Raw genomic sequence first — 19,283 nt, forward strand, 5'->3', positions numbered from 1 at the left:
AGGTAGCCCTTCTGTCCTTTATGACAGAAGGGCTACCTTTTATCTTAATGAATAATCTGTATTCATGTGAATTTTCGTAGAGAATCCATCACTTGCTGGTCCAATTTTTTGGCAGCTTCCAAATCATATGTTTTTTCAAATGCTGGGGTTGAACTTATTTTCGCACCATAGAACATAACATCCCTTACCTCTTGAATATTAAGTTGAAGGAGTGATAAGTTCAAAGGTACATTTTCCATTCGCTTTTGCTTAACCTTTGCTTGGGTATAAATTGCGTAGACCGATTCATTTGCCATTACATTCACGACCAAATTATGATGATGAAGAATATTATCCACAATTCGCGAAGAGGCATTTACTGCTAGAAGTATCGTTCGTGCATCCATTGCATAAAGCCAAGAAACAGCTGAAACGTTAGGTCCTCCTGTTTCGTGATCGACAGTACTTATTGTTACAAGTAACTCCTTTTGCAGTGCTGTAATCAATGGGTCAATTAATACGTTTTCTACAAGGTTGGGCATTTTCCGTTCATCCCCCCTTCGTTTTCTTAAATCATATCATTTTCTTGATTGAGAAGAAACAGGTTGAACAATATGATTAGTTCTTCTTGATTTTTCCATTCTTTCTTCATTTATTCTTTATTATGCTATACTGATTTATATAGATAGAATAAACGAGGTGTCATATGAGAGTTAAATGTGTAATATGCGATAAAATTGAAAGTATTGATGACGAAACTTTGATAGCAAAAAGGCTTCGAAACAGACCCATTCATACATATATGTGTGATGGATGCAATGAAAGAATCGAGAAAAAAACAAATGAAAGAAAAGCAACAGGTAACTTCAGACTTTTTGAACAAAAACAAAACAAGGACGAGTGGTAAGGTGTTATTAAGAGGTGCTATTGCAGGGGGAATTAGTGGCATTATTATGGGCTTATCTTTGAAATGGATGGAGACTGTTACCACAAATAAGGTATATGTGCTGTTATTGAATGTAGATTTTATACCCTTTCTTAGAAATCAGGAGTACTCGGAGTTTACCGAGTTTTGTTTTCACCTTGTTATAGCTGTTATTGTAGGGGTTTTATACTCCTTAATAATAAGCAAGTTACATATTTACCAAAAATCAAGGCAATATTTAACCTCTATTTTGATTACCACTCCAACCATTTTATTATATTTTCCGTTAACAAGCTTAGCAATAAAGGAGACGCCTTCGGTTACAAACGGAACTGCCATTTTTCTCTGGACAGTCGGACACATATTATTTGCAATTTTCCTTCCCACAATCAATAACCTATTCAAAAAAGGATAGCTCTTATCTAGATAAAACGCTAGATGCAAGCTATCCTTTTCTATTCATAATTAATATATTTATCTGGTTCATTTTGAATCTGCTCCAGCATAACATCAATTAATTCTATTGGAAATCTGACTTTATGTCGTTCCCCATCTTTTTCATACGCTACAAAATACATCGGTTCTTCTTTTGTTACGATGATATTTGATAGCTTATGATCTTCCAGAAGGATTCCTTCAAAGAGTTCCATCGTATCCTTTGCAGACTTGTCTTCTGGCCTTGCTTCGAAAACTACTTTAATGGTAAGCCAATTATAGAGTGTATCCTGAATGGACCTCATAAAAATTATGCCCCCTTAAGTTTCAGAACTTTCCACTTGTTTGGAGCGGTGAAGCCTTATTTTATAAATGATTAAGATCAAAGCCGCTACTACCAAGCCCTCTGCAACGGGTAGAAATATACCCAAAAATGACAGAACAGTACTTCCTAAAGCAAGAAAAATATAAATGATGACCGATTTCAGTATTGGTAACTTCAATGCAAATCCTAGCTTATAAACAAGAATAGACAGACCTAAAATGGTAAAATACAAGTACCACATACCCACATCAGGGTTTTCATCGACACGGTAAAGACTGGCAAAAAATGATAGTCTTTCTGTTACATCCATTGTCTATCCCCCATTTCCATGAATAGTTTAAATGAAAGGCAAAGGTGAACATTAAGTATTCACCTTCTCTCCCATTGGTCTTACAAATTCACAATTTTATGCTTCAGCATACTTTTTCTTTTTCGCTAATCTTTCACGCTCGTTTTTATCAAGGAGTTTCTTACGAAGACGGATGGATTGTGGCGTAATTTCACAATACTCATCTTCATTTAAATACTCTAAAGATTCTTCCAAGGTCATAAGACGAGGCTTTTTCATACTAACAGTCTGATCTTTCGTTGCAGAACGAACGTTAGTTGCCTGCTTCATTTTACATACGTTTACGACAAGATCGTTTTCACGATTATGCTCACCAACAATCATTCCCTCGTAAACTTCTGTCCCAGGCTCTACGAAAATAACTCCACGGTCTTCAATTCCCATAATACCATATGTGGATGCTTTTCCAGCTTCCATGGAAACTAGCACACCTTGACGACGTCCACCAACTTGACCAGGAGTCATTGGTAAATAGCTGTCAAACGTATGGTTAATAATTCCGTATCCTCTTGTTAGAGATAAGAATTCTGTTGTATATCCAATCAAACCACGAGATGGCACCATGAAAATTAGGCGAACTTGCCCATTTCCATTATTAATCATATCTACCATTTCACCTTTACGGGCACCAATGGATTCCATGATAGCTCCAGTATAATCTTCTGGAACGTCAATTTGAACACGCTCAACTGGTTCGCATTTTTTCCCATCAATTTCTTTAATAATTACTTCAGGTTTTGAAACTTGTAACTCAAATCCTTCACGGCGCATGTTTTCAATCAAGATTGACAAGTGTAATTCTCCACGTCCAGATACTACCCATGCATCAGGTGAATCTGTTGGATCTACTCGTAAACTTACGTCTGTTTCCAACTGCGCTTCCAAACGTTCCTCAATTTTTCGTGCTGTTACAAATTTACCTTCTTTACCTGCGAAAGGACTATTATTTACAAGGAATGTCATCTGTAACGTCGGTTCATCAATACGAAGTACCGGTAATGCTTCTTGTTGATCTACAGGACATACCGTTTCCCCCACATTGATATCTTCCATACCAGAAACAGCTACAAGATCTCCTGCTTTTGCTTCTTCAATTTCCACACGCTTTAACCCAATAAATCCAAACAACTTTGAAACACGGAACTGTTTTACAGAGCCATCTAGTTTCATTAGTGCCACCTGTTGACCAACTTTCATGGTTCCGCGGAATACACGACCGACTCCGATACGTCCCACGTAATCATTGTAATCAAGCAGTGCAACTTGAAATTGCAATGGGTCAGTGCTATTGTCAACTGGCGCAGGAATATGGTCAATAATTGCCTCATAGATAGCTTCCATGTTTTCATCCTGCTTTTCAGGATTTGTGCTTGCAGTTCCATTAATTGCAGAAGCATACACAACCGGAAACTCCAATTGTTCCTCAGAAGCATCAAGTTCGATGAATAAATCAATTACCTCATCTACGACTTCTGCTGGACGGGCAAAATCACGATCAATTTTATTAACTACAACGATTGGTGTTAAGTTTTGCTCTAATGCCTTTTTTAACACGAAACGTGTTTGAGGCATACAACCTTCATATGCGTCCACTACTAATAGAACGCCATCAACCATTTTCATGATACGCTCTACTTCACCACCGAAATCGGCATGTCCTGGAGTATCCATGATGTTAATTCGTGTTTCCTTATAGTTTATTGCAGTATTTTTGGCTAATATAGTAATCCCACGTTCTCTTTCCAAGTCGTTAGAGTCCATGGCACGTTCTGCAACCTGTTCGTTCGTTCTAAACGTCCCAGCTTGATGCAGCAATTTGTCTACTAACGTTGTTTTTCCATGGTCAACGTGAGCAATAATTGCGATGTTACGAATATCATTGCGGATGTTCACTATTTCATCTCCCTAATTTTACAACTTAATAACTTTAGTATTATACCACAAACATAGTAGAAAAGACGCAAGGACTTATGTAAAATAAATTACAGATGTTTATTTGTACACAAAGGAGTTGTTTTCATGAAAAATATCAAATGGATTTTTATTCTTTTTGCAGTCCTTGCAGCTGTTTCTTTAGGGCTTGTCGGAATTGCGATTGGCGAAAGAAGCACACTTGGCATCATTGGGGCATTTGTATTATTCGCTCTAGTTATGGGCTTTGGCTTTAAAACGAAAAAGAAAATGAGAGAAAGCGGGCAGTTGTAAAGTACATTTGTCTGAAAAAAAGCCATGGGGGAAAAAACACCACGGCTTTTTTTATTCTATTGGTTCTCGTTCCCTTGGCATAAAAAGACGCACTTACATAGGAATAGTTCAACCAGTTATTTTAGTTTAGAAAGATAATCCTTAGATATCTCTTCATGTAAACCTGGCTTACTTACAAAAACACTATTTTGTTCGAGGAGATTTAATGGCTCGCCTAATAAGGTAGTGACTTTCCCGCCTAGTTCCTGAACCATTATTAAACCTGCTGCGAAGTCCCACGGGGATAATCTAAGTGTAATATATGCATCTATTCGCCCTGTAGCAACATACGCCATTTCTAATGCAGCTGAACCATATGACCTTGTTCCCCTCACTCTTTTTATTAAGGGAGCTAAAATAGTGGGATCAATCCTTTTATTTTCCGTAACCCATGTGGCATTGAGCGCGATAACTGCTTTTTCAACCTCCACTTCCTCCAATTGCGGAAGACGGATGTCATTTAAGAATGCACCTTCCCCTGGTTTAGCATGATAAAGCTCATCATGCACTACATCATAAATCAACCCAATTTTTCCTATTCCATCCTCATACACCGCAACTGAAATCGCAAAGTTTCTTTGTTGATGGACAAAGTTCATCGTTCCATCGATAGGATCAATTATCCATACCGTACCATCCAATTTATCAAGCTTATCGCCTAATCCTTCCTCTCCAAGAATTTGGTGATCAGGATAGGTTTCTCTTATTTTTTCAATTAAAAATTGTTCTGTATCACGATCTATATTAGTAACAAGATCGTCAGGTGAAGTTTTGGTATGTATCATTAATTCCTGACTGAAAGAAGAGCGAATTCTCTCCCCTGCTTCTCTAGTCCATTTTTTTGCATTCGTGTCTATATCCGACCAATTCATGTAAATTACCCTGCCCTTCAAAATTAAAAATCACGATCGAAAGAATTTTTCCTTATATGTAGTTTTTAGCTTACTGAAACAGGCAGTGAAAATCAAGTAATCTGAAACAGAGTTATGGATGCGATATTTCAGTAGATAATTGCGATATCTTCAAATCCTTATTTTACAGAAAAATCCTTTCATTTGATTGTGACACATAGAAAAACGAACCTCGTACAGGTTCGCTCTGTAGCTATTGCTACTAAACCCCTAAACTCAACATTTCTTTTCGTAATTGCTCCAGCTTGGATTTCGATTTTTTCATTTTATCTTGGTCACTATCTTGGATGGCTTCATAAAGCACTGCAAGTTCATAATCTATTTCCAGCTTCAAGACCGCTCGATGATTCTCTTCTTTTCTTTTTTTCCAAGGTGTAGCTACTTGTTTCATATCATTCCCTCCCTCAGTTTTTTCTTAGTAACAGATTAAGAAAGTATAAGTTTTTGGAGTTAAATCAGCATCTAGCTCCAGCGCTTTGCCCTTTGAAGTCATTAATCAATTCTCCAAGAAGGTTTATCAATCTTCTCGCTTACTCGTCTTCCACTATCCGGGGCTGACCGACGCGATTCCGCTTTTCTAAATACATTCATTATTTAAATGGTTGCTATATCATATGAAAAGATATAAAGTTGGTAACTAAAATGTGCAGGTACCTAGCTTACTTTTTATTTGATATAGCAATTGCAAAATCTAGTTGCTAAATCTTTGGAACTCGAAAAGTGCTGTGCTAAAATATGTTTATAAAAGCTTGAATAGTGAACTATTTTTACATACAAGAATGACAAGTTGATGGAGTGATATCATATGGTAAAGAAAAAATTTAATGGTTTCAAAAAGAAAGATTTTGACGTGTTTAAAGTGAAAGGGCTTGAAGAAAGAATGGAAGCCTTAAAAGTTCAAATCCAACCTAAGTTTGAGCTGTTGGGAGAATACTTTTCACCTTCGCTAACGGCTATGACAGGGGATGAAATTCATTACCATGTTGCAAAACATGCACGGCGCACCATAAATGCACCAAAAGACTCGTGGGTAGCTTTTGCCAATAATCAACGTGGCTATAAAATGCTTCCGCACTTTCAGATTGGATTATGGGAAACGCATGTATTTATTTGGTTCGCAGTAATTTATGAGGCACCAATGAAAGAAGAATATGGGGAAGCATTGTTAAAAGACGTTAAAAAAATACGTAAGGAAATTCCCTCTAATTATGTTTGGTCAAAAGACCATACGAAACCAGAAGTGATCCCTCAAAGTGACTTGACAGAAGAACAACATAAAGAATTATTTAAACGACTTAAAACTGTCAAAAAAGCAGAAATTTTATGTGGAATCCAAATTCCGATGGAGGAAGCAATCAAACTTTCTGGTGACGAGACAATAGCAAGAATAGAGGAAGCATTCCAAACATTACGTGGGTTGTACAACTTATCAAAAGAAAAGGTCTAAATAAAGGTTAAAACCAGGTATTAATTTATCTGGTTTTCTTTTATATTTATTTCTTTAGCATTTCTAACTTGTCATAGTTGCTATTATTAGATAAAAATGTGTACATGAAAAAAGCCAATGCACATAAATGCATTAGCTTTTCCTTCACTGACTTCAAGACACTTTAACTATCTCTCCAGACAGCATCTCTTTAGCCTTCTTCATCGCTTTATAAATCGAGAATCCGCTCATTTCCTCATATTCCATCCCCAAGTTTTTTTCTTGTGCTTTACTTGGAACAATTTCTTTAAAGCGGCGGTACAAGTCCAAAATATGGTCTCGTTCCACTCCTTTTGTATAGGCCTTCTCAACCGCTTCATAAAATGCAATTACGTCAATAAGCTCGTCGGTTGACCAATCGTATGACATTGGGTATGAAAACTCCATTAGACCACCTCATTTAATTTCATGAAAAGAACAGTATACCACCTTTTTTCTTTAGGTTGTCCATCTTTCTCTAATTTTCTCCCCCTCTGCAATCATTCTGGAAATAAGCGATTCGACTGTAGGAACATCCTGAATCAATCCCATCACTTGCCCAGCCCATGCAAAACCTTCCTTTGAATTACCCTCATAGATCAATTTTTTATTTGCTATTCCACTTATAAGCTCTTTCAGACCTTCATATCCACTTTCCTCTTTCTCTATTGTTAATATTTGATCTGTCCACTCATTTTTAATTGCCCTTGCTGGTGCACCTAGAGATCTTTTTATTACGACAGTATCATTCTCCGTACCCTTAATAAGAAGGTCTTTATAGACGGGATGTGCATGAAGGCATTCCTGTGTCGCAATGAATCTTGTCCCCATCTCAACACCATCAGCACCGAGCGATAGGGCTGCCATTAACCCTCTCCCGTCGCCAATACCACCTGATGCAATGACAGGTATGGAAAGGGAGTCTACAACTTTCGGTACAAGCACCATTGTCCCTAAGTCATTCTTACCGAGATGTCCTCCACCCTCTTGTCCGACTACCATGACTGCATCTGCTCCAAGTTCTTCTGCCTTTTGCGCTTGTCGCGTAGCAGCAACAAGAACAAGTTTTTTACAAGGAACCGCTTCTAAACGTTTAAATATGGGGGAGGGATTTCCGCCTGTCATAGAAATAACAGGCACCTGTTCCTCTATTGCAACTTCGAGCATATGTTCAAAGGGTCTTCCATGCTGACCAATCGCATAGTTAACTCCAAAAGGTTTATCTGTTAACTTTCGAGTCATTTTAATTTCTTCTCGTAATAGTTCTGGAGTTTCCAAGCTCATAGCAGTAATTTGACCAAGTCCTCCTGCATTTGATACAGCTGCAGCTAGCTCCGCATAAGCTAAATATGCAAGTCCTCCCTGTATAATTGGATACTTTATTTCTAAAAGATCTGTAACACGAGTATTCCATTTCATTTTCTCTTCACCTCTCCACGATGTCGTCCCTTTTATAACTTCTTCTTACAGTCAAAAACTCCTGTTTTTTTACTAAAGAAAAATCTTTGCAACCAACAGGATAAATGCTATAATTCATTTGTTTTACGTCTTTATTTGTTCTATCTTTTTAGATGCGTTATTATAATTAAATCCATTCTTTTTAAAGAGGTGCAAAGTTAAGTTGACATATTCTCAAAATGACACACCATTATTTACTGGACTGTTAAACCATTCAAAAAAGGATCCAGTTCAATTTCACATCCCTGGACATAAAAAAGGAACAGGAATAGATCCTGCATTCCGTGAATTTATTGGAGACAATGCTTTATCAATAGATTTAATTAATATAGGTCCACTTGATGACTTACATCATCCAAAAGGAATAATTAAAGATGCACAAGATTTAGCGGCGAAAGCTTTCGGTGCAGACCATACCTTCTTTTCTGTACAAGGGACAAGCGGAGCAATTATGACAATGGTTATGGCCGTTTGCGGACCAGGAGAAAAAATTATTGTTCCAAGAAATGTCCATAAATCAGTTATGTCTGCAATCGTGTTTTCTGGGGCTGTCCCAATTTTCATTCACCCTGAGGTAGATAAAGAATTAGGAATTTCACATGGAATCACAACTGATGCAGTGGAAAAAGCATTACAACAACACCCTGATGCAAAAGGTGTATTAGTAATCAATCCTACTTATTTTGGCGTTTCTGCTGATTTAATCCAGATTGTCGAGATTGCACATTCGTTCAATGTACCTGTCCTTGTTGATGAAGCTCACGGCGTTCACATCCATTTTCATGAAGCACTGCCACTTTCTGCGATGCAAGCAGGTGCTGATATGGCAGCAACAAGTGTGCACAAACTAGGTGGTTCCATGACACAAAGCTCCATTTTAAATGTTAAAGAAGGCATTGTGAACGTAAATCGGATCCAAAGTATTCTAAGTATGTTGACAACCACTTCCACATCATACCTCTTACTTGCCTCATTGGATGTTGCAAGAAAACGTTTAGCGACAGAGGGACACCAATTAATTGACAAAACTATTCAGCTTGCTGAAAATACAAGAAGTGCCATTAACACAATAGAGTATCTCTATTGTGTTGGACCAGAAATTCTTGGGAGAAAAGCAACATTTGATTACGATCCTACCAAGTTAATTATATCTGTGAAGAAATTAAACTTAACTGGCTATGATGTAGAGAAATGGCTTCGGAGAAATTACAATCTGGAAGTTGAACTATCTGATTTATATAATATCCTCTGCATCGTAACACCGGGTGATACCGAAGTAGAAACAGGCATCCTGTTAAAAGCACTTCAGGAGCTTTCAGCTGAATATAGTCATCAAGCAGGCAATGCAGAAAATGAAGTAAAAGTCTTACTTCCCGATATACCTGTGTTGGCCATTGCTCCAAGAGATGCGTTTTATTCAGAAACAGAAGTAGTACCTTTTGAAGAATCTGCAGGAAGAATTATTGCAGAATTTATTATGGTATATCCCCCTGGCATTCCAATTTTTACACCAGGAGAAATAATAACGGAAGAAAACCTTGCTTATATAAGAAAAACAATAGAAGTCGGACTTCCTGTACAAGGACCTGAAGATTACGACCTAAAGCACTTGAGAGTCATAAAAGAACATAGAGCTATACGATAAACATAAACAGAGGCCCAATCCATTAGGATGGGCCTCTTATAGTTATGCTAGTTCTTCGTTTTTTTCAGTGCACTGGCAATCAACACATTTTGCATAATAAGTGGTAACCTTTTCATCCTCAAAGTGATCTACTGCGCAGTTACAAATTTGACAAATTATTGTACCCATACCCTTTCAACCTCTTTTCGAAAGTTATTTTGTTGTTCATTAGCAATTATTGAAAGCGTTTTATATTATTAAATTAATGATAAACCTGTTAATGTGTTATGTCAATAATTAAATTGTATAACACAATTAATTTTTTTCTCTATTATTGTGACCTTTTAATTATTTTGCCTTAGAAATAAGTCACAATTAATAATACGAATATGAAAGGGAATTTAATCCAAAAAAATCCAAACATGTGAAAATCTAAGTTTACTAAATAATGATATTTTTACACAACGGTGCAGGATAGATTAAAAAGAAAGGGGATAGTTTAATGGGAAAAGTTAAAATTCATCCGTTAATAATATTTACTTTAATAATGAGTTCTATCTCAATGACGCTATCTGCTTACCGCAATTTTTCTAATCAGGAAATAGGCTATGAGTCAGTATTTACTGTATTATTTATCTCTCTAACCGGACTGGTAATCCAAAGTATGATGAGGAATAAAAAAAAGATTATAAAAATTCCAAGTGAGTTTCAATTTATTGACGTTGGTTAAAGAAGCCATTAACAAAGAAATGGGCTTCAAAGTATAAGGATTCCTTTCGTCATAGTAAAAACAACATTATATTTAACAAAGACATAGTTATAAGAATATATCTATCCCGAGAATATGTTGTATAGAATAAAATTACCTTTAAACCTATATGAAACAGCAAAAAAAAAGAAACGAGCGCCAATTTATATTGGACGCTGGCTTCACTGAAAGATTTTGGACATAATTAGTACTGCTCCTGAAATGGTATAGATGGAATGGCTTCGGAAAAAAATTCTGCAAGGTCTTCTGCTTGCTCTTTTGAATCGATTCGGAATACATGTTGAAGGTGGTTTAGGTCCGTAATATCTTTAGAGTCGAGGAGAGAGGAAAGGCCAGTCTGCATACAGATAACTAGTGGTTTACCAAAAAAAAGGTTCGTGTACACAATACCAAAATCATACCTGACATCTTTTGTAGTAAATCCAACAAAGCGAACAGGAACATTTTCATTGTTGTCATAAAGCTTGTCAAATAAGTTCATATTGTACCCTCCTTGATTTTTTTGGTTATTCAGAATATTATTATAACTTACAAGTTGTTTGACTTGCAATAATTTTCACTTAGTTATTGTCAGCGCATTTCTACAAATGCTAGAATAGAAGTGAATGGAATCGTGTTTTTCTTAGGAGTGATTAAATGTGGCTAGTAGTGCTTATATAAATCTTATGGAAAAATCTAAACAGAAAACGATCACGTTAGAAGGTGTAAAGGAGCTATTACACTACTATAAAGATATTACTTCCAAAACCGGTAAGCAACTCGGTTGGGAATATAGTCAAGCAGCCTTTCCCTATGAAATTAAAGAAAAACCAGAAGGCAAAGGTGTTTGGTTTTATTTAAAAGGAACTGAAGACCGTTATCGCATGATATTGATAGGTGTAGGGACTCAAGATACCAATTCAAGCGAGGATGAACCACCGCTATCTTACATACAAGTTACACTTCATGATCAAAGCACACATGGAGATAAAGGTAAGGCAAATGAACTATGCAAGTTTTTAGCTAAAAAATTGGATGCTCAATTAACATTATTTACAGGCAGTATTATGTATTATTATAAACGCTAAAGAATCCCGCTTTTCATCGAAAGCGGGATTCTTTTTGTAATAATTAATGTTGCATATCAACCACAAAGGGAAAATCTTATTACAGGGTGTCTAAACTTTGAAAATAAAGAGTCATTAATAATTTTTTCATTCATTACCGATTAAGTCTGGATCCAATATTTTGTAACCTTTATTTTGAAGACCTATTACAATTTCAGATAAAGCATCTTTCGTCCATTCTCGATCATGCATTAATAAATTCGCTCCATTGCTTAGTGCTTCTGTATTAATCATTATGTCTTTCAATGCACTTGCCTCCATGTATCCTGGCTCCCAGTCATACCCATATGTCCAGTTCATCAATATCATACCTTCTTTGGCAGCTAAATCTTTAGCATAATCAGTATTGCCACCAAACGGGGCGCGAAAAAACCTAGGCTTTTCCCCAATAATCTCCTCAATACGATCGTTTAATGTCATAATTTCTTCATATTGGTCTTCTTCAGTGATACTATTTAATGATTTATGTGTCATAGTGTGATTTCCAATCGGAAAACCCATGTCATGGATTTCTTTTAGAACAGCCTTTTTTTCTTCCGTTTCTATAAAATGACCATTCACAAAAAAGATAGCCTTTACATTTAGCTCTTTTAATATTTTTGCCATATCTAATGCATACTTATCAGGAGCGTCGTCTATCGTTAATAGAACCACTGATGGTTCAGCATCATCAATAGGTTTTACTGAATAGTTAGTTGAATCTACATAATACTGTGGTGTTACTTTAGAATGATCACCGCTAACACCCTCATCCATTTCTTCATTTATTTCCTCTTCTCCTTCTGTGATTTCAGATAGTTGATTGGATTGATTCTCCGATTCCTGATCTGTCTGAGAATTCTTGGCTGGATCGGAAGATGGCTGTTCAGAGGATTGTTCATTCGCATCCAATGCTGGACTACACGCAGAAAGGAGGAATAATAACATCGAGGTTATAATCCATTTCTTCATCATCTTTCTTTCCTCCATATGTAAGTTTATCTAATTATCATACTAATGTTTTCTATAAAAGGGAAATATCATGTAACACTTTTTGTTACTTAAATACAAAATAGTAAAATAGACTTTGAAATGTAAAATAAAAAATAAAGCTAATAGCAGTCGTCCATACGGCTTGCTTTTTCTTATTCATTAACGCTCTAGCCAATGTATAACATAAATAGATAAAAATACCTAAAAGGATTAGTTTCATCTGTATTTTATCTCTAACAGAAAACCATTCTATTATGCTGTAAGTTCCCCAACAACAATTTTGGATTAAAAATACCACATAGCTTTTCATAAAAGTAGCTCCTTAAAAAGCGTATTTGTATATATTTAGCCCTTTTCAAGTGAATAAAAACCTTTTTATTGACGTTCTTTTCTAAAAGACTGTTGCTAATAACGGGTAAAACGTCGGATTCTGACCTTTTTCTTGCATTCCCCACTAAAAATAACCGTTTCTTTTAATTTACTGTATGAAAAAAGCACATTGGATAGGTCTCAAATACATTACAGGAAGCAAAAACTGCTTTTAATAAATATGCATTTAACGATAGCCATATTTTTCAATTTTGTAACAAATGTATGACAAGTACAAATAACACTATTTTTAGTGGTAGAATAGCACCAAATAAGGGAAATTATTATACATAGATACATTCCATCCCCATTTTTATCGAAAGTGAGGATTGCCATGATGAGGGGCACTGTTATCGTTGTTATTTTGTCTTTTTTATTTTTATCTTCTTGCCAGCAAAACCTAGCTATAAACCATGTTCAGTTTCCGGAAGAATCACATACATTAGTTTTTTTCACAGATGATTCTGACACAAAAGCTGAAGGTACTTATTATGATGCGATAATTGATATAAAAAGCGCTTTTCCTACTGATGTTACTAATATAAATGTCGTACATTCTGAAGGTGATAAGAAATTGTTTAGGCAGTTTAATGTTACATCAACTCCAACTATCGTTGTCGTACATCAGAATGAAATATTGACTCAGATAGAAGGTCCCCAGCCAAAGGAACAAATAGTTGTTTCTATTGAGGAAGCTATTAAAGCAGACATTACAACTTATTAGAAATTAGTTGTAATGTCTGCTTTTTTTTTCGAAAAAATAAATAGCCCCCACAACTGTGGAGGCTATTTTTCAACATTTTATTTAACGATATGAATTGGGCTACCCATTGCAACTTCTGCTGCTTCCATTGTAATCTCGCCCAATGTGGGGTGAGCATGGATTGTCATTGCAATATCTTCAGCGGTCATACCAGCTTCGATTGCTAATCCAAGTTCAGCGATCATGTCAGATGCACTTGAACCGGCAATTTGAGCACCAATAATCAAACCGTCTTCTTTACGTGTTACAAGCTTTAAGAATCCGTCAGTAGCATTCAGTGCAAGAGCACGTCCATTTGCTGCAAATGGGAATTTAGCCGCAACTACTTCAAGTCCTTCTTCTTTTGCCTGAGCTTCTGTATATCCAACAGATGCTAGTTCTGGCTCAGAGAATACCACAGCTGGAATACCTAAGTAATCAATCTCAGATGGCTCTCCTGCAATTGCTTCTGCAGCGATTTTACCTTCATAAGATGCTTTGTGTGCAAGTGGTGGTCCATCTACGATATCACCGATTGCATAGATGTTTGGAACGCTTGTACGGCATTGTTTGTCGATTTTCACAACTCCACGATCCGTCATTTCCACACCTACTTGCTCAAGGCCAAGCTCATCCGTATTTGGACGACGACCAACTGTAACAAGTACGTAATCAGCATCAATTGTTTGTTCTTCACCTTTTACTTCAATTGTTACTTTCACGCCAGCTTCTGTCTCTTCGACACCTTTAGCCATAGCTTTTGTGAAAATCTCCACGTTTCCTTTTTTCTTCAGGTTACGTTTTACAAGTGAACTCATTTGCTTTTCAAAGCCAGCTAAAATTTCATCTGCTGCTTCTACGATAACAACTTCTGTTCCAAAATTAGCATAAGCAGTACCAAGCTCCGTGCCAATGTATCCACCGCCGATTACAACTAGTTTCTTCGGAATATCTTGAAGAGCCAATGCACCAGTTGAATCAAGTACTCGTTTAGAGTATTTGAAAGTTGGAATTTCAATTGGACGAGAACCTGTTGCAATAATACAATTGTTAAATTTGTATGTTTGTGCTGAATTTTCATCCATGATACGAACGGTATTACCGTCTACAAAGTATGCTTCACCTGAGACTATATCTACTTTATTCCCCTTAAGTAGACCTTCTACACCGCCAGTTAGTTTCTTAACTACTCCAGCTTTCCATTCTTGAACTTTTGAGAAATCTACTTTTACATTTTCAGCAGTAATCCCCATGTCGTCAGAATGTTTAGCAGTTTCAAAGCGGTGTCCTGCGGAAATTAACGCTTTGGAAGGAATACATCCAACATTAAGACATACTCCACCAAGAGTATTTTTCTCTACAATCGTAACTTTTTGTCCCAGTTGGGCCGCACGGATTGCCGCAACATATCCGCCAGGACCCGAACCGATGACAAGCGTATCTACTTCAATTGCAAAATCTCCTACTACCATTTATTACCCCTCCATTAACAATAGTTGTGGATCATTCAATAGACGCTTGATGTGGTTAAGCGCATTCTGAGCAGTAGCTCCATCAATCATACGATGGTCAAAGCTTAGTGATAATGCAAGAACTGGAGCTACTACTATTTCTCCGTCTTTCACTACAGGTTTTTCAGCGATACGGCCGATACCTAAAATTGCAACTTCAGGGTGGTTAATTACTGGAGTAAACCATTGCCCACCAGCGGAACCGATATTTGTAATGGTACAAGATGCACCTTTCATTTCCTCAGAAGCCAACTTACCATCACGGGCTTTACCTGCAAGCTCGTTAATTTCATTAGAAATAGAGAAGATGGATTTTCTATCTGCATCTTTCACAACAGGTACTAGTAAACCTTTTTCTGTATCAGCAGCAATACCGATGTTGTAATAATGCTTGTGCACGATTTCGTCAGTTGCATCATCAAGAGATGTATTAAGTACCGGATACTCACGTAACGCAGATGTAAGTGCTTTAACTACGTATGGTAAGAATGTTAACTTAATACCCTTGTCAGCTGCAACTGTTTTAAACTTCTTACGGTGAGCAACAAGGTCTGTCACATCAATTTCATCCATAAGTGTCACGTGTGGTGCAGTGTGCTTAGAGTTAACCATTGCTTTCGCAATTGCACGGCGCATTCCACTCATCTTCTCGCGGGTTTCTGGATATTGACCAGCAGGAATAGCTTGCTTTTCCTTTTTCGTTTCTTTAGTTTCTTCTTGTGCAGGAGCAGCATCAACTGTTGAAGTCTCGTCAGCTTTTGTTCCTCCACCTGATAAGAATCCATCGATATCGCTTTTTAGTACACGTCCATTATCACCAGACCCTTGAACCTGACGGATTTCCACGCCTTTTTCACGAGCATATTTACGTACAGATGGCATCGCAATTACTCGTTTATTAGGATCAACTTCCACTTGTGCTTGAGCACCTGCTCCAGTTTCACCTTTTGGCTCATCTTTTGGTGCTTCTTCTTTTTTCACATCTTGACCAGCTTCAGCTGTTGACTGCACTTGCCCCTCTGTTTTATCGTTCTTCTGAGGCTCTGCAGCTTCGTCGTCACCATGGTCATCTCCCTTAAATTTAAGGTTTTCGTAACCTGGTGCATCTAAAGTGATAATAGTTTGTCCGACAGTTGCTACTGTTCCTTCATCAACTTTTAGTTCCAATACTTTCCCTTTAACAGGAGATGGAATTTCAACAACCGCTTTATCATTTTGTACTTCTGCTAGCACATCATCTTCTTCGATTTCGTCACCTGGTTTCACGAACCATTTAACTATTTCACCTTCATGGATACCTTCACCGATATCTGGCAGTTTAAATTCAAATGCCACAGTATTCAACCTCCTATATTAGATAGCATGTTGTAGCAATTACCTAGCTACTAAAAATTAAAATGGAGAGCCCACTCTCTGCAAAGCTAAGAATGGACTTTCTAATTCATGTATCCGGATTATTAGTAATAATAATTAAAAGTTTAGAACTTTTTTAGCTGTTTCTAAAACGTCTTTATGATTTGGTAGCCAAACACTTTCCGCTTGAGAGAATGGGAATACAGTGTCTGGAGCAGCTACACGTAATACAGGAGCCTCCAAGCTTAAAATTGCACGGTCATTGATTTCTGCCACTACGTTTGCAGCAATACCCGCTTGTTTTTGTGCCTCCTGAACTACGATCGCACGTCCTGTTTTTTCAACAGAAGCAATAATCGTATCAATATCCAGTGGACTAACAGTACGTAAATCGATAACTTCAGCAGAAACACCGTCTTTTTCTAATTGTTCTGCAGCTTTTAAGCACTCATGAACCATTGCACCGTAAGTTACCATCGTTAAATCTGTACCTTCACGCTTTACATCTGCTTTTCCAATTTCAATCGTATATTCTTCTTCCGGTACCTCTTGACGGAATGAACGATACAATTTCATGTGCTCTAAAAACACAACTGGGTCATTATCACGAATAGCAGAAATTAAAAGACCTTTTGCATCATATGGAGTGGAAGGAATGACAACTTTTAATCCAGGTTGCTGTGCCATAAGTCCTTCTAAACTATCTGCATGAAGTTCTGGTGTATGCACTCCCCCACCAAATGGAGAACGGATTGTAACAGGAGAAGACCATTTCCCTCCAGTACGGTAACGCATACGTGCAAGCTGTCCGCTCACTGAATCCATAACCTCATAGACAAAACCAAAAAATTGGATTTCCATTACAGGGCGGAAGCCAGTAACACCAAGGCCAATCGCAAGTCCACCAATCCCTGACTCTGCAAGAGGCGTGTCAAATACGCGATCTTCTCCGAATTCAGCTTGAAGACCTTCTGTTGCACGGAAAACCCCACCATTTTGGCCAACATCCTCACCGAAAAGCAAGACGTTTTCGTCGTTTTTCAATTCTGTGCGTAACGCATCAGTGATTGCTTGAATCATAGTCATTTGCGCCATGGCTTACTTCGACTCCTTCTCTTTATAAATTTCATTTTGCTCTTTTAAGTTATAAGGAAGCTCTTCGTACATGAAAGAGATTAAGTCGGTTACCTTTTGTTTCGGTTGTTCGTCTGCCTTCTTAATAGCATTCTTAATATCTTCTTTTGCTTCTTCGATAACTTTATTTTCTTCTTCTTCGTTCCAGACTCCCTTCTTCTCTAAGAACTTGCGGAAGCGAACTAGAGGATCTTTCTTTTCCCACTCATTATCAAGATCAGAAGTACGGTAACGAGTCGGATCGTCTCCTGCCATTGTATGAGGACCATAACGGTATGTTAGTGTTTCAATAAGTGTCGGTCCTTCTCCATTTACAGCGCGTTCACGTGCATCACGAGTTGCAGCATAAACAGCTAATGCGTCCATACCATCTACTTGGATACCAGGAATTCCAGCTGCTACAGCTTTTTGTGCAATAGTACCTGCAGCAGATTGCTTTTCAACTGGAGTGGAAATTGCAAAACGATTGTTTTGAACGACAAAAATTGCTGGTGCTTGGTATGCTCCTGCGAAGTTTAAACCTTCATAGAAGTCACCTTGGGATGCACCACCATCTCCTGTGTATGTAATTGCTACAGACTTCTTACCTTTTTTCTTAAGTCCTAATGCAACGCCTGCTGTTTGAATTATTTGAGCACCAATAATAATTTGAGGTGGCAACAGGTTAAGATTCTCTTGCATTTGGTTTCCATGGAAATGGCCACGGGAGAATAAGAAAGCTTGGTATAATGGTAAACCATGCCAAATCATTTGTGGTACATCACGGTAACCAGGAAGAATGAAATCATCACTTTCCAATGCAAATTGTGAAGCTAACTGAGAAGCTTCCTGTCCAGCTGTTGGTGCATAGAAACCTAAACGCCCTTGTCTGTTTAAGCTAATAGAACGTTGGTCAAGCACACGAGTGTATACCATACGACGCATTAATTCTTTTAGTTGATCATCACTTAAATCGGGCATTGCTGCTTCATTTACAACTTCGCCTTCTTCATTTAAGATTTGAAACGTCTGGAACTGTTCTTCCACTTTCGCTAACTGCTGCTTTGGATCAAACTTTGCATTTTTTGTTTTTGCAGCCATCTACGTCACCTCTTCCTTTCTATTAAGAGAGCTATATTATACATTCCACATACAAACAATAGGTTACCCAAAACCATATATAAAAAGACATTTTTCTGTTTGCAATGTGATAACATATCTAGCACTTTCCACACACAGCTGATATGTTTGTATCTGCTGTGATTTTTATTATCTGTATTAATCTTCCCATAAAAAATATTAATACAACTATTCACCAAGGTCAAGTTTATAATACACAAGTTCTATCCGTCAATTTCTTTGTTTTTAACTACGTTTAAATATAATAAACTTTCTGATAATTAATCTGTACTATTACAATTATGTGTTCTGTTACACAAAGTCATTAGTTATTTTCTACAATAAGAAATACTCGTTATTTTATAATAGCAAATCGATGCTATTTAATCCTTTCCCTGCATTATGAAAACTTAACCATTCCCTATAGAAAGATTATTCTGACATATAAAACTAGAAAAATTCATATGATACTTCAAAGAGGTGGGAAAAGTGTTATAAAACAAAAAACAACCCA

24 protein-coding genes are annotated in these 19,283 nt (G+C 37.1%); 8 read left to right on the plus strand and 16 right to left on the minus strand.

What is annotated here, in order from left to right:
- Positions 1–62 precede the first annotated feature (62 nt).
- On the minus strand, positions 63–521 hold the full coding sequence (locus LRP81_RS03165; protein ID WP_230499786.1) for a pyridoxamine 5'-phosphate oxidase family protein: 459 nt from the start codon (positions 519–521) through the stop codon (positions 63–65).
- Positions 522–685: 164 nt separating this feature from the next.
- Here LRP81_RS03165 and LRP81_RS03170 point away from each other — a divergent pair, with 164 nt between their 5' ends.
- Together LRP81_RS03170 and LRP81_RS03175 are read left to right on the plus strand one after the other, a co-directional pair.
- Positions 686–886 (plus strand): YlaI family protein, encoded by a 201-nt coding sequence (locus LRP81_RS03170; protein ID WP_230499787.1) that lies wholly within the window; start codon positions 686–688, stop codon positions 884–886.
- 1 nt (position 887) lies between these two features.
- On the plus strand, positions 888–1,319 hold the full coding sequence (locus LRP81_RS03175; RefSeq protein WP_230499788.1) for a hypothetical protein: 432 nt from the start codon (positions 888–890) through the stop codon (positions 1,317–1,319).
- 40 nt (positions 1,320–1,359) lie between these two features.
- Here the strand turns inward: LRP81_RS03175 and LRP81_RS03180 are convergent, their stop codons facing one another.
- The 3 genes from LRP81_RS03180 to typA all read right to left on the minus strand — a co-directional run bounded on the left by LRP81_RS03180 (position 1,360) and on the right by typA (position 3,906).
- On the minus strand, positions 1,360–1,644 hold the full coding sequence (locus LRP81_RS03180; protein ID WP_230499789.1) for a hypothetical protein: 285 nt from the start codon (positions 1,642–1,644) through the stop codon (positions 1,360–1,362).
- 15 nt (positions 1,645–1,659) lie between these two features.
- Positions 1,660–1,974 carry a YlaH-like family protein gene (locus LRP81_RS03185; RefSeq protein WP_230499790.1) on the minus strand — a complete coding sequence of 105 codons (315 nt, stop codon included), beginning with the start codon at positions 1,972–1,974 and terminating at the stop codon, positions 1,660–1,662.
- 96 nt (positions 1,975–2,070) lie between these two features.
- A complete protein-coding gene (gene typA, locus LRP81_RS03190; RefSeq protein ID WP_230499791.1) occupies positions 2,071–3,906 on the minus strand; it encodes a translational GTPase TypA in 1,836 nt (611 codons plus the stop codon).
- A 126-nt stretch (positions 3,907–4,032) separates the two neighbouring features.
- Between typA and LRP81_RS03195 the strand changes: the two genes are divergently transcribed.
- The gene (locus LRP81_RS03195) at positions 4,033–4,218 is read left to right on the plus strand and encodes a YlaF family protein (RefSeq protein WP_230499792.1); all 186 of its coding nucleotides are present in this window, start codon (positions 4,033–4,035) and stop codon (positions 4,216–4,218) included.
- A 116-nt stretch (positions 4,219–4,334) separates the two neighbouring features.
- Here LRP81_RS03195 and LRP81_RS03200 read toward each other — a convergent pair whose 3' ends face one another.
- Both LRP81_RS03200 and LRP81_RS03205 read right to left on the minus strand, forming a co-directional pair.
- On the minus strand, positions 4,335–5,129 hold the full coding sequence (locus LRP81_RS03200; RefSeq protein ID WP_230499793.1) for an inositol monophosphatase family protein: 795 nt from the start codon (positions 5,127–5,129) through the stop codon (positions 4,335–4,337).
- Between the two features lie 241 nt (positions 5,130–5,370).
- Entirely contained in the window at positions 5,371–5,559 is a 189-nt protein-coding gene (locus LRP81_RS03205) for a hypothetical protein (RefSeq protein WP_230499794.1), read from the minus strand.
- 414 nt (positions 5,560–5,973) lie between these two features.
- On the opposite strand from LRP81_RS03205, the gene LRP81_RS03210 reads away from it, so the two are divergent.
- Complete coding sequence (locus tag LRP81_RS03210) at positions 5,974–6,615, plus strand: YktB family protein (protein ID WP_230499795.1); 642 nt, start codon at positions 5,974–5,976, stop codon at positions 6,613–6,615.
- A gap of 153 nt (positions 6,616–6,768) precedes the next feature.
- Here LRP81_RS03210 and LRP81_RS03215 read toward each other — a convergent pair whose 3' ends face one another.
- A complete protein-coding gene (locus LRP81_RS03215) occupies positions 6,769–7,041 on the minus strand; it encodes a UPF0223 family protein (RefSeq protein ID WP_230499796.1) in 273 nt (90 codons plus the stop codon).
- Between the two features lie 51 nt (positions 7,042–7,092).
- Positions 7,093–8,052 (minus strand): NAD(P)H-dependent flavin oxidoreductase, encoded by a 960-nt coding sequence (locus tag LRP81_RS03220; RefSeq protein WP_230499797.1) that lies wholly within the window; start codon positions 8,050–8,052, stop codon positions 7,093–7,095.
- Between the two features lie 202 nt (positions 8,053–8,254).
- On the opposite strand from LRP81_RS03220, the gene LRP81_RS03225 reads away from it, so the two are divergent.
- The gene (locus LRP81_RS03225; protein ID WP_230499798.1) at positions 8,255–9,736 is read left to right on the plus strand and encodes an aminotransferase class I/II-fold pyridoxal phosphate-dependent enzyme; all 1,482 of its coding nucleotides are present in this window, start codon (positions 8,255–8,257) and stop codon (positions 9,734–9,736) included.
- 42 nt (positions 9,737–9,778) lie between these two features.
- On the opposite strand, the gene LRP81_RS03230 is transcribed toward LRP81_RS03225, so the two are convergent.
- On the minus strand, positions 9,779–9,904 hold the full coding sequence (locus LRP81_RS03230) for a GapA-binding peptide SR1P (RefSeq protein WP_230499799.1): 126 nt from the start codon (positions 9,902–9,904) through the stop codon (positions 9,779–9,781).
- 313 nt (positions 9,905–10,217) lie between these two features.
- On the opposite strand from LRP81_RS03230, the gene LRP81_RS03235 reads away from it, so the two are divergent.
- Complete coding sequence (locus LRP81_RS03235; protein ID WP_230499800.1) at positions 10,218–10,445, plus strand: hypothetical protein; 228 nt, start codon at positions 10,218–10,220, stop codon at positions 10,443–10,445.
- 223 nt (positions 10,446–10,668) lie between these two features.
- On the opposite strand, the gene LRP81_RS03240 is transcribed toward LRP81_RS03235, so the two are convergent.
- Positions 10,669–10,965, minus strand: a complete 297-nt coding sequence (locus LRP81_RS03240) for a DUF3055 domain-containing protein (RefSeq protein WP_230499801.1) — start codon at positions 10,963–10,965, stop codon at positions 10,669–10,671.
- A 157-nt stretch (positions 10,966–11,122) separates the two neighbouring features.
- Here LRP81_RS03240 and LRP81_RS03245 point away from each other — a divergent pair, with 157 nt between their 5' ends.
- Entirely contained in the window at positions 11,123–11,551 is a 429-nt protein-coding gene (locus LRP81_RS03245; protein WP_230499802.1) for a DUF1885 family protein, read from the plus strand.
- Between the two features lie 126 nt (positions 11,552–11,677).
- Here the strand turns inward: LRP81_RS03245 and LRP81_RS03250 are convergent, their stop codons facing one another.
- Positions 11,678–12,544 (minus strand): polysaccharide deacetylase family protein, encoded by an 867-nt coding sequence (locus LRP81_RS03250; RefSeq protein ID WP_317987027.1) that lies wholly within the window; start codon positions 12,542–12,544, stop codon positions 11,678–11,680.
- A gap of 82 nt (positions 12,545–12,626) precedes the next feature.
- Positions 12,627–12,872: a hypothetical protein gene (locus LRP81_RS03255; protein ID WP_230499803.1), complete on the minus strand. Its 246-nt coding sequence runs from the start codon at positions 12,870–12,872 to the stop codon at positions 12,627–12,629.
- A gap of 393 nt (positions 12,873–13,265) precedes the next feature.
- Here LRP81_RS03255 and LRP81_RS03260 point away from each other — a divergent pair, with 393 nt between their 5' ends.
- Positions 13,266–13,655, plus strand: coding sequence for a thioredoxin family protein (locus LRP81_RS03260; RefSeq protein WP_230499804.1), 390 nt, complete (start codon positions 13,266–13,268; stop codon positions 13,653–13,655).
- 77 nt (positions 13,656–13,732) lie between these two features.
- Here the strand turns inward: LRP81_RS03260 and lpdA are convergent, their stop codons facing one another.
- The 4 genes from lpdA to pdhA all read right to left on the minus strand — a co-directional run bounded on the left by lpdA (position 13,733) and on the right by pdhA (position 18,751).
- Positions 13,733–15,145 carry a dihydrolipoyl dehydrogenase gene (gene lpdA, locus LRP81_RS03265; RefSeq protein ID WP_230499805.1) on the minus strand — a complete coding sequence of 471 codons (1,413 nt, stop codon included), beginning with the start codon at positions 15,143–15,145 and terminating at the stop codon, positions 13,733–13,735.
- A 3-nt stretch (positions 15,146–15,148) separates the two neighbouring features.
- Positions 15,149–16,519: a dihydrolipoamide acetyltransferase family protein gene (locus LRP81_RS03270; protein WP_230499806.1), complete on the minus strand. Its 1,371-nt coding sequence runs from the start codon at positions 16,517–16,519 to the stop codon at positions 15,149–15,151.
- Between the two features lie 135 nt (positions 16,520–16,654).
- Positions 16,655–17,632: an alpha-ketoacid dehydrogenase subunit beta gene (locus tag LRP81_RS03275; protein ID WP_230499807.1), complete on the minus strand. Its 978-nt coding sequence runs from the start codon at positions 17,630–17,632 to the stop codon at positions 16,655–16,657.
- 3 nt (positions 17,633–17,635) lie between these two features.
- Complete coding sequence (gene pdhA, locus LRP81_RS03280; RefSeq protein ID WP_230499808.1) at positions 17,636–18,751, minus strand: pyruvate dehydrogenase (acetyl-transferring) E1 component subunit alpha; 1,116 nt, start codon at positions 18,749–18,751, stop codon at positions 17,636–17,638.
- Positions 18,752–19,283: the final 532 nt, after the last annotated feature.

It is taken from the genome of Sutcliffiella rhizosphaerae (genome assembly GCF_917563925.1).
Taxonomy (GTDB): domain Bacteria; phylum Bacillota; class Bacilli; order Bacillales; family Bacillaceae_I; genus Sutcliffiella_A; species Sutcliffiella_A rhizosphaerae.